Origin of the sequence: Streptomyces sp. SID5464, from assembly GCF_009862985.1 — a bacterium.
GTDB lineage: Bacteria > Actinomycetota > Actinomycetes > Streptomycetales > Streptomycetaceae > Streptomyces > Streptomyces chartreusis_D.
Window position 1 is genome coordinate 345,793 of sequence record NZ_WWIQ01000021.1, and the last position, 553, is coordinate 346,345.

The 553-nt window shown below is 70.9% G+C and carries 1 protein-coding gene; it reads right to left on the reverse strand.

Translation table 11 applies throughout. The annotated features are described in order from the left end of the window. Window positions 1–553: alanine racemase (locus tag GTY47_RS15545; RefSeq protein ID WP_010033751.1), on the reverse strand; the 553-nt coding region annotated here is incomplete at both ends.

Below are 553 nucleotides of genomic sequence, written 5' to 3' on the forward strand. Positions count from 1 at the left end.
GAGGAATCCGTGGTACTCGTTGAGCTTGGACAGGACGGCCTTCGTGCCGGCGACGCCTCCGTAGCCGAGTTCGGGGCTGCCTTCGCGGCTGAGGGCCTTGGTGCCCGCATCGAGGATGAGCTGGTCGGGGACCCAGTCGCTGACCACGGTGGCAGCGACGAACAGCGCGATCTGGTCGTCCGTGCAGGCGCCGAGCCGGGTGTTGTTCAGGTCGCAGAAGACGTACTCGCCGGGACGGATCTCGGTGATCACGCTGCTGGTGGCGAACTCGACGGTGGGCGTGGAACCGGCGCTGACCACCGCTGCGGTGATGCCGACGCCGGCGAGGCTGCGTACGGCGGTGGTGAGCGCGGCATCCTGGTCCTGCGCGGCGCGCTCGCGAGCGTCCCGGCCGGAACTGCCGTGACCTGGATACGTGAAGACGCCCACCGGCACCAGGCCGCGCTTGCGGGCGGCGAGTGCGAGGTCGCCCGCAAGCTCGGGCGGGGCCCCGGAACGACGGGCGCCGCAGTCGACCTCGACCACGACCTGCAGTCGGTCCGGTTCGTCTCCC